The sequence below is a fragment of the Klebsiella sp. JB_Kp042 genome, from assembly GCF_040065275.1.
Lineage (GTDB): Bacteria > Pseudomonadota > Gammaproteobacteria > Enterobacterales > Enterobacteriaceae > Klebsiella > Klebsiella quasipneumoniae.
Genome location: NZ_JBEAJL010000016.1, coordinates 84,066 through 94,159, shown reverse-complemented (window position 1 = coordinate 94,159; position 10,094 = coordinate 84,066). Strand labels below are relative to the sequence as shown.

General features: G+C 54.7%; 8 protein-coding genes. 4 read left to right on the top strand and 4 right to left on the bottom strand.

Going from position 1 to position 10,094, the window contains the following annotated elements:
- Window positions 1–24 precede the first annotated feature (24 nt).
- The 3 genes from ldtD (at window position 25) to ABLV54_RS05705 (ending at window position 3,330) form a co-directional block, all read left to right on the top strand.
- Window positions 25–1,815, top strand: a complete 1,791-nt coding sequence (gene ldtD, locus ABLV54_RS05715; protein ID WP_348813772.1) for a L,D-transpeptidase — start codon at window positions 25–27, stop codon at window positions 1,813–1,815.
- A 302-nt stretch (window positions 1,816–2,117) separates the two neighbouring features.
- Window positions 2,118–2,669: a YcbK family protein gene (locus ABLV54_RS05710; protein ID WP_004201403.1), complete on the top strand. Its 552-nt coding sequence runs from the start codon at window positions 2,118–2,120 to the stop codon at window positions 2,667–2,669.
- 13 nt (window positions 2,670–2,682) lie between these two features.
- Window positions 2,683–3,330 (top strand): MBL fold metallo-hydrolase, encoded by a 648-nt coding sequence (locus ABLV54_RS05705; protein WP_023289031.1) that lies wholly within the window; start codon window positions 2,683–2,685, stop codon window positions 3,328–3,330.
- Window positions 3,331–3,396: 66 nt separating this feature from the next.
- Here ABLV54_RS05705 and ABLV54_RS05700 read toward each other — a convergent pair whose 3' ends face one another.
- The 4 genes from ABLV54_RS05700 to ABLV54_RS05685 all read right to left on the bottom strand — a co-directional run bounded on the left by ABLV54_RS05700 (window position 3,397) and on the right by ABLV54_RS05685 (window position 8,516).
- Entirely contained in the window at window positions 3,397–4,587 is a 1,191-nt protein-coding gene (locus ABLV54_RS05700) for an amino acid aminotransferase (RefSeq protein ID WP_017899450.1), read from the bottom strand.
- A 187-nt stretch (window positions 4,588–4,774) separates the two neighbouring features.
- Window positions 4,775–5,887, bottom strand: coding sequence for a porin (locus ABLV54_RS05695; RefSeq protein WP_049014853.1), 1,113 nt, complete (start codon window positions 5,885–5,887; stop codon window positions 4,775–4,777).
- Window positions 5,888–6,478: 591 nt separating this feature from the next.
- Window positions 6,479–7,879 carry an asparagine--tRNA ligase gene (gene asnS / locus ABLV54_RS05690; protein WP_017899452.1) on the bottom strand — a complete coding sequence of 467 codons (1,401 nt, stop codon included), beginning with the start codon at window positions 7,877–7,879 and terminating at the stop codon, window positions 6,479–6,481.
- A gap of 175 nt (window positions 7,880–8,054) precedes the next feature.
- The gene (locus ABLV54_RS05685) at window positions 8,055–8,516 is read right to left on the bottom strand and encodes an Lrp/AsnC family transcriptional regulator (RefSeq protein ID WP_002898209.1); all 462 of its coding nucleotides are present in this window, start codon (window positions 8,514–8,516) and stop codon (window positions 8,055–8,057) included.
- Between the two features lie 311 nt (window positions 8,517–8,827).
- Here ABLV54_RS05685 and dpaL point away from each other — a divergent pair, with 311 nt between their 5' ends.
- Complete coding sequence (dpaL, locus tag ABLV54_RS05680) at window positions 8,828–10,039, top strand: diaminopropionate ammonia-lyase (protein WP_072096462.1); 1,212 nt, start codon at window positions 8,828–8,830, stop codon at window positions 10,037–10,039.
- The last annotated feature ends 55 nt before the right edge of the window (window positions 10,040–10,094 follow it).

Here is a 10,094-nt window from a genome sequence, read left to right as displayed (position 1 = left end):
ATGTGTGACAACAGGGGGCAAGGGATGTTGCTAAAGAAACGGTATGGTCGTCCATTGTCAGCGCTCAGCCTGAGCCTGGCACTGGCATTTGCTCCGCTGTTCAATGTCCAGGCCGAAGAGCCTGAAGTCGTACCCGGCGACAGTTCTGCGGCGCCCGCCGAGGTTTCCGCCGCGCTGGCGCAAAGCGATGGGCAATCGCCGGCGGTCGCGAAGCTGGCCGGTGAGCAGCCGCTGTCGATGGAGGCGGCGGCAAACAGCCGCGCCCAGATCGAGGCGCTGTTGCCGGCAGGGTACAAACCCGTCTTTATGAATCCGCTGGTGTCGCTGTACGCCGCCAGGGATATGAAACCGATGTGGGAAAACCGCGAGGCAGTGCAGGCGTTCCAGCAGCAGCTGGCGGAGATCGCCATCGCCGGTTTTCAGCCGCAGTTTACCACCTGGGTCAGTCTGCTGACCGATCCCGCCGTCAGCGGCATGGCGCGCGATGTGGTGCTGTCGGACGCCATGATGGGCTATCTGCACTTTATCAGCGGCATCCCCACCCAGGGGACCCGCTGGTTGTACAGTTCAACGCCGTACAAGATGGCGACCCCGCCGCTGTCGGTGATTAACCAGTGGCAGCTGGCGCTGGACAATGGCTCCCTGCCGGCGTTTATCGCCGGCCTGGCGCCGCATCATCCGCAGTATGAAGCCATGCATCAGTCGCTGCTGGCGCTGGTAGCTGATTCTCGCCCATGGCCGCAGATGACCGGCAGCGGCTCGCTGCGCCCCGGCGAATGGAGCAATGATATCGGCGCCCTGCGCGAGATCCTCCAGCGTACCGGAATGCTGGACGATACCGCCAATATCGTTCTGCCCGGCGATGTGGTGAGCCCGTCGGCGAAGAAAAAGAGCAAACCTGCGGCGCGCGGCGTGTACGATCGCCAGCTGGTGGAGGGGGTTAAGCGCTTCCAGGCGATGCAGGGGCTGGGGGCGGATGGCGTCATCGGCCAGTCGACTCGCGACTGGCTCAACGTCTCTTCCGCGCAGCGCGCAGGGTTGCTGGCCCTGAACATTCAGCGTTTACGCTTACTGCCGGGCAAACTGTCCACCGGCATTATGGTCAATATTCCGGCGTTCTCGCTGGTCTATTATCAGGACGGCAGCCAGGTGCTGGCCTCGAGGGTAATTGTGGGGCGTCCGGATCGCAAAACGCCAATGATGAGCAGCGCGCTGAATAACGTGGTGGTCAATCCGCCATGGAACGTGCCGCCAACCCTGGCGCGCAAAGATATCCTGCCGAAGGTGCGTAACAATCCAGGCTATCTTGAGCAGCATGGCTACACCGTCATGCGCGGCTGGAACAGTAAAGAGACCATCGATCCTTATCGGGTCGACTGGTCGACCATCACCGAGAACAACTTACCGTTCCGTTTTCAGCAGGCGCCCGGAGCGCGTAACTCGCTCGGACGCTACAAGTTCAATATGCCGAGCTCCGATGCCATCTACCTGCACGATACGCCGAACCATAACCTGTTCCAGAAGGATGTTCGTGCGCTCAGTTCCGGCTGTGTGAGGGTGAATAAGGCTTCGGAACTGGCCAATATGCTGCTGCAGGATGCGGGCTGGAATGACACGCGTATTTCCGATGCCCTGAAGCAAGGGGACACGCGCTATGTCAATATTCGGCAAAATATACCGGTGAATTTATATTACTTAACGGCGTTTGTGGACGCTGATGGACGTACACAATATCGAACAGATATTTACAATTACGATATCACCGCGCGATCCAGCGCACAAATTCTGACGAAAGCTGAGCAATTAATCAGGTAAATGAAGTAGTTCAATGGATTTTGTTGTCCTAGCACTGGGTAAAAAAGGCGCTGCTCCTCTGAAGCGCCCGATTTTCCTGGGGTGAGGCTGCCTTGACGTTGGCAATAATGCCCGGTAAGGTGCCTTTCGTGCGCCAGAAGTGCATATACATATCATTCCGCTCAATGCGTGACGCAGTCAGCGCGAACGCTCTCTTTTGCCGGGCAGCATCACGGCTGTGGCGATCGATGGCGTGCTGAGGTTCAGCATCGCGCAAAGCGGAAAAAGTATATAACGATTCATTGACTGTAGACCTGATTATCATGGACAAATTTGACGCTAATCGCCGCAGATTGCTGGCGTTGGGTGGTGCTGCGCTGGGTGCTGCCGCCATTCTCCCTGCGCCGGCATTTGCCACCCTCTCGACCCCCCGTCCGCGTATTTTGACGCTGAATAACCTGCATACTGGTGAATCACTCAAGGCGGAGTTTTTCGATGGCAGAGGCTATATTCAGGATGAATTAGCAAGACTTAACCATTTTTTCCGTGATTACCGCGCGAATAAAATTAAGTCCATCGATCCAAATCTGTTCGATCATCTTTATCGGTTGCAGGGACTACTTGGCACCAACAAACCTGTCCAGCTTATCTCTGGCTATCGTTCCCTCGATACCAATGATGAGCTTCGCGCACGAAGCCGTGGTGTAGCAAAACACAGCTATCACACCAAGGGGCAGGCAATGGATTTCCATATTGAAGGTATTTCGTTAAGCAATATTCGCAAAGCGGCGTTATCTATGCGCGCAGGTGGTGTAGGATACTACCCACGTAGTAACTTTGTGCATATTGATACCGGTCCCGTAAGGCACTGGTAACGAAAGGAGCGTCATGAACTATCGTATTATTCCGGTTACCGCGTTCGCGCAGAACTGTTCTCTTATCTGGTGCGAACAAACCCGGCTGGCGGCGCTGGTCGACCCTGGCGGCGATGCTGAACGTATCAAAGCGGTGGTGGCGGAGGCTGGCGTCACGCTGATGCAGATCCTGCTGACGCATGGCCATCTCGATCACGTCGGCGCCGCTGCGGAACTGGCGCAGCACTATGGCGTACCGGTTATTGGTCCGGAAAAAGAAGATGAGTTCTGGCTGGAAGGATTACCGGCGCAAAGCCGGATGTTCGGCCTGGAGGATTGCCAGCCGCTGCGTCCGGATCGCTGGCTCAATGAAGGCGATGTGGTTAATGTGGGGAATGTGGCGCTGCGGGTACTGCACTGCCCGGGCCATACGCCGGGTCACGTGGTCTTCTTTGATGACGCTTCCCGACTGCTCATTTCCGGGGATGTGATTTTCAAAGGCGGGGTGGGGCGCAGTGATTTTCCACGCGGCGACCATGGACAGCTAATCGCGGCCATTAAGGATAAGCTGTTGCCGCTGGGCGATGACGTGACCTTTATTCCCGGCCATGGTCCGCTGTCGACGCTGGGTGAGGAACGCCGCAACAACCCGTTCCTGCAGGATGAGATGCCGGTCTGGTAACCGACCTGACGCGAACGTAAAAAAGGCCGCATTCGCGGCCTTTTTCTTTATAGCGAATAATATCGCTTACAGCACGGCGACGATGGCTTCACACAGCGGCGCCATGTTGTCAGGCGTCATGCCGGCCACGTTGATACGGCCGGACGCGACCGCATAGATGGCGAACTCTTCACGCAGACGCAGCACTTGCTCTTTAGTCAGGCCGCTGAACGAGAACATACCGTTCTGCTTGCTGATAAAGCTGAAGTCGCGGCTCGCGCCTTTCTCCTGCAGGGTGTTGACGAACAGCAGGCGCATACGCTGGATGCGCTGGCGCATATCGGTCAGCTCCTGCTCCCAGATTGCCCGCAGCGCATCGTTGCTCAGGATGGTCGCGACCACGGACGCGCCGTGCGCTGGCGGGTTGGAGTAGTTAGCGCGGATCACCGACTTCATCTGGCTGAACGCGCGGTCTACGGTCTCCTGATCGGCGGCGACCAGGGTGCAGGCGCCGACGCGCTCGTTGTACAGGCCAAAGTTTTTCGAGTAGGAGCTGGCGACCAGCAGCTCTTTATGCAGAGCAGCAAAGGCGCGCAACCCTTCAGCATCTTCTTCCAGACCGCGGGCGAAGCCCTGGTAGGCGAAATCGAACAGCGGCAGCCAGCCTTTCTCGACCGACAGCTGCGCCAGCGTCTGCCACTGGTCGAGCGTCGGATCGATACCGGTCGGGTTGTGGCAGCAGCCGTGGAACAGCACCACGTCGCCTGCCTGCGCTTCGTTCAGGCTGGCCAGCAGACCATCAAAGTCCAGCGCGTGGTTAGCCGCATCGTAGTAGGCATATTCACGTACTTCCAGCCCGGCGGAGGTAAACACACTCTTATGGTTTGGCCAGCTTGGATTGCTTACCCACACGCGTTTCACGTCGGTGTTTTTGGCGAGGAAGTCTGCGGCGACGCGCAGCGCACCGGTACCGCCCGGGGTCTGCGCGGTGCGGGCGCGTTTATCGGCGATAATCGCATTGCCTTTACCGAACAGCAGCTCCTGGGTGCAGCGACCAAATTCAGGAATACCATCGATGCCCAGATAGTTTTTAGTCGTTTCATTTTCCAGCAGGTACTGCTCTGCTTTTTTGACGCTGGTCAGAACGGGTGTTTTACCGGTTTCATCCTTGTAAACACCAATTCCGAGGTTAATCTTTTCAGGGCGGTCATCGGCACGAAACAGATCGGCCAGACCTAAAATCGGGTCGGCTGGGGCGGCGGTAATGTTCTCAAACATGACGAGGTTCCATTGTGATTACTGAAGGGAAATCCGCTATCAGGTTAACGGGAGAACAACGAATTGCCAACCGTTTGCGATAAAAAGCGCGAAGGTTTTCGAAAGATACGATCTTTGCCTCAGGAATAGAGAAAAGCAGGACCGAAGTCCTGCTCTGAAGGCATATCACGAAGGGGTGTACTGCAGATTAGAACTGGTAAACGATACCCACGGCCGCCTGGTCGTCGGTCGCTACGCCAGCTGCTTTGGTGTAATCGTTGTCGCTCAGCTGGTTGAATTTATACGCAGCATAAACGTTCATGTTCTTGTTGAAGTAGTACCAGGTACCCACTTCGACGTATTTAACCAGATCCGCATCGCCGCCTTCGAAATCAGTACCTGGACGTGCCTGCAGATTTTTACCTTTGGTCTGCACGTAGCCGATGGACGGACGCAGGCCGAAGTCGAACTGATACTGTACAACCGCTTCAAAGTTTTGAGTTTTACCTGCAAAATACTTTTTAGCGGTGGCAGGTGCATCAGACGGGTTGCTCTCAGGAGTCATATTGTAGGTCTGGGAGTACATGACGGCTGCATAGACGTTGTTGGCGTCATACTTAGCAGAGGTCGCCCAGGCCTCGGCTTTGTCACCATTGCCATCATCTTTCTGCGCGCTGCTGCGGTTGGAATTAGCGTAACCTGCGGAGAGCGCGATACCGTTGTCGAACGCGTAGGTCGCCGCGGTGCTGAAGCCGTCGCCATTCTGCTTACTGATAGAACGGTCGTGGTCGTTTTTACCCTGGTACTGCAGCGCGAAGCTCAGGCCGTCAACCAGACCGAAGAAGTCAGAGTTACGGTAGGTTGCCACGCCGTTGGTACGGCCGGTCATGTAGTTGTCGGTGTAGTTCCAACCGTCGCCACCCCATTCAACCAGCATATCGGTTGCTGCTTCGACGTCGTAGATCGCGCCGTAGTTACGGCCGTAGTCGAATGAACCATACTCGCCCGCTTTCAGACCTGCGAACGCCAGACGGGTTTTCGTCGGCTGGGAACCTTCAACGTTGGAGGCGTCCATGTTGTATTCCCACTGACCGTATCCGGTCAGCTGATCGTTGATCTGGGTTTCGCCTTTCAGGCCGATACGGGCGTAGGTGGTATCGTCGCTGCTGGTCTTGCCATTGGTGGTCCAGACGTGCTCGCCGACCATTTTTCCGTAGAAGTCCAGTTTGTTGCCGTTTTTGTTATAGATTTCTGCAGCGTTAGCTGCACCGGCTACCAGCAGGGCAGGGATCACCACTGCCAGAATATTGCGCTTCATCATTATTTATTACCCTCATTAATATTTTTTATATGAACACGTGCCACTGCCGTCAATAAGTTCTGTCAATAAAAACTTACAGAACCATTGATGAGAGTTTGGTGTCTGAAGGCATCTTTCCATCCGCGACAACGTTTCGCTAGCCGGAAAATGCTACTAATATCTCATATGAGTAACAAAAAGAAAAAACATGTAACTAAATATGTATTTCTGGGAACTTTGTGAACTTAATCAAAATTCCGTTCCACATGGTGAGGTAAATCGCCTTTCCATATCTATCTATATGAATTATTTATGATTAATTTGGATAAGCGTAAATTTGCTCATTTTGTGTGTTGAATTCGCCTTCTTTTTATTCAGCCTTTGTCTTGGCAAGACGTGCGGCGCGCGGTTAAAAAATGAGCAAATTTATCAGAGGTTTTGCTCTGTTATGAACATAAAGTGCGATCTGCATCACCCGGATGCACCGAAACAGTGCGTAACATAAATGTGAATCCGAGGCCTTGATGTTTAAGTTTGTTGAATTTTGATAACAGTAATTGACATAAAAAAAGGCCAGCTTGCGCTGGCCTTTCAGGTTTATGTCAGAAAAATTTAGAATGTCGCGTTGCGCGGGGTCCGCGGGAACGGGATGACATCGCGGACGTTCTGCACGCCGGTCACGTAGGCGATCAGACGCTCGAAGCCCAGGCCAAAGCCGGAGTGTGGAACGGTGCCGTAGCGGCGCAGGTCGCGATACCACCAGTAGTCTTCTTTATTCAGACCCATCTCGGCCATACGCGCGTCGAGCACGTCGAGGCGCTCTTCACGTTGGGAACCGCCGATGATCTCGCCAATACCCGGCGCCAGGACGTCCATTGCCGCGACGGTTTTACCGTCTTCGTTAAGGCGCATGTAAAAGGCTTTAATATCTTTCGGATAGTTTTTCACTACCACCGGCGCTTTGAAGTGTTCTTCAGCCAGGTAACGTTCGTGCTCGGAGGAAAGATCCACGCCCCAGTAGACCGGGTTCTCGAACTGCTTGCCGCAGTTTTCCAGAATAGTGACGGCGTCGGTATAATCCACCTGCGCAAAATCAGCGGTGATAAAGCGCTGCAGACGGTCGATAGCGTCTTTATCAACGCGCTCGGCGAAGAACTGCATGTCGTCCGCGCGCTCTTCCAGTACCGCTTTAAAGACGTACTTGAGCATCGCTTCCGCCAGGCCGGCAACATCGTTCAGGTTAGCGAAGGCCACTTCCGGCTCCAGCATCCAGAACTCCGCCAGGTGGCGGCTGGTGTTGGAGTTTTCCGCACGGAAGGTCGGGCCGAAGGTGTAAATCTTCGACAGCGCGCAGGCATAGGTCTCGCCGTTCAGCTGGCCGGAAACGGTCAGGAACGACTCTTTACCGAAGAAGTCTTTGTCGAAATCGACTTTGCCCTGATCGTTACGCGGCAGGTTTTCCAGATCCAGCGTCGACACGCGGAACATTTCGCCGGCGCCTTCGGTATCGGAGGCGGTGATCAGCGGGGTGGAGACCCAGAAGAAGCCCTGCTCATCAAAGAAGCGATGCAGCGCCTGCGCCAGGGTGTGACGCACGCGGGCAACCGCGCCGATCAGGTTGGTGCGCGGACGCAGGTGGGCCACCTCACGCAGATACTCGATGCTGTGACGCTTGGCCGCCATCGGGTAGGTGTCCGGGTCTTCCACCCAGCCGGTCACTTCCACGTTGGTCGCCTGGATCTCAAAGCTTTGACCCTGGCCCTGAGAAGCCACGACTTTACCGGTGACAATCACCGAGCAACCGGTGGTCAGACGCAGCACTTCCTGATTGTAATTGGGCAGAGAATTATTAATAACGGCCTGTACAGGATCAAAGCAGGAACCGTCATAGACGGCGAGGAATGAAAAGCCAGCTTTTGAATCTCGGCGGGTACGCACCCATCCGCGGACCGTGACTTCGCTGTCAACGGCAACGCGGCCCTGGAGTACGTCGGCTACAGGCACAACGCTCATAATAATCTCTCTATATAGTCCAATAAAAAAGTCTCTTCCCCCTACAGCGGGGGGATATCTATGTTACCTGTCATCTTCCATCAGACAAGTAGATTTCGCACAGGGAAGGGTGGATTTCGGAAATAAATACACCTCCGGGGCGTTCTTTGGCTCCCCATTTCGACTTTTACACGACTTACTCGATAATGACCGTCATTTCCTGCTTCGCATTTTGCATCGACACGATGGTCCGGAAAGACTTGATATTTCCCGAGGCAAAAAAGAGTTCACGGGTTAGCGCTTCGTATTCCGCCATATCACGGACGTTGATCACGAGCAGAAAATCGAAGTCGCCAGTGACATAGTAGACCTGCTGCACTTGCGGACAGGTTACGAAACGCTGTTTATCCTCCTCAAGCAGATCGAGACGTTCATTCTCAATGGTCACCTGCACCATAATGGTGATGGGTCTTCCCACTTTACTGGCGTCCACTAAGCTAACACTGCCTTTAATCACCCCTGCATCCTCAAGTGCAGCGATACGCCGATTGACTGCCGAAGGAGACAGGCTGATCCGATCGGCGATCTCCCGTTGCGACAAGCGATTATTACGCTGCAAGAGCGTAAGAATTTTTTTATCCCATGCGTCAAGTTTCATCATATATCTCGTCCTGCAAGCCTGTGATCAATCTCACTCATGCAACGTTGTTGCGTGAGAATGATAAAACAGAGTGAAAATTGCGGCGCGATGGGCAACTTTGCGCCAATTAACCGCCGGGCGCAGTGTACCATCACAGGCAGTGGGAAAGCGGCATATCGCGACAAAAAGCCTCTCACACTCTGACTTAACCAATTTAAAGCGACCGTCCTGTCTCAGGCCGCACGGATCCGTGCACCCGTCGTTTAGGCGGAATGGTCGCAAATAACGTTATCGTCCCAGGACGATATGAAAATAGAGGTGCCTGAATAGTGGACACAATTAAATTTCAACTTAACGCCCGGCGGCAGCCCTATGGCCAGGGAGCAGACTTGAGTCTGCTCAATGAAAGCGTGGGGAACGAAGTGCTGGCATTCCATCAAAAATTTCCTGATTACCGGGTCACGCCGCTGCGTAAGCTGGAATTTTTAAGCCAGCGGCTGGGGCTGGGATCGATCCATATAAAAGATGAAGCCCAGCGATTCGGTTTGAATGCGTTTAAAGGATTAGGCGGATCTTATGCGATGGGGAAATATCTTGCCGCTCTGCTTGAGCGAGATATTACTACGTTGAGCTTTGCCGAGCTTAATTCACCAGCGATTAAGGCGCGTATCAAGGACATCGTATTTGTGACTGCTACCGACGGTAACCATGGACGTGGCGTGGCGTGGGCGGCTGAGCAGCTTGGGCTGCGTGCGGTGGTGTATATGCCAAAGGGCTCCTCACCGGTACGCGCGCAGAATATTCGCCGGCATGGTGCCGAATGCACGATTACTGAACTGAACTACGACGACACAGTTCGGCTGGCGGCCAAAACCGCGCGCGAGCAGGGATGGGTTTTACTCCAGGATACCGCCTGGCAGGGCTACGAGCAGATCCCCACATGGATCATGCAAGGCTATATGACCCTCGCTGTTGAAATCTGGCAGCAATTGGTAGAAAGCGGGGCGCCGATGCCGACGCATCTGTTTTTACAAGCCGGTGTCGGGTCGTTTGCCGGCAGCATCATGGGATATTTCATCGAAAAGATGCAGCAGCAGGCTCCCACCATCATCATCGTTGAGCCGCACAAGGCGAACTGCCTGTATCGCTCGGCAACCATTAATGACGGGCTGCCGCACAGCGTCGGCGGGGATATGTCAACCCTGATGGCCGGGCTTGCCTGTGGTGAACCTAATATCACCAGCTGGCCAATGCTCCGCGACCATGCCACCTGTTTTATTTCCGCCGACGATTGTCTGGCCGCCAATGGCATGCGCCTGCTGGCCGCTCCGCGACCAGGTACTGACGAACCTTTTGTCTCCGGGGAATCCGGCGCTATCGGCACTGGCGTGCTTTACGCGCTGATGACTCAGCCGGAGTATCGCGAGCTTGCCGAATCTCTGCGCCTGAATGCCGATGCACAGGTTCTGTTAATCAGCACGGAAGGAGATACATCACCCGATGTCTATGAAGACATCGTCTGGTTTGGCCGTAATGGTTGAGCGCTATCGACAATAACAAGGGGGCCATCTTACCTACCCTACGAGCCCTCGGTGT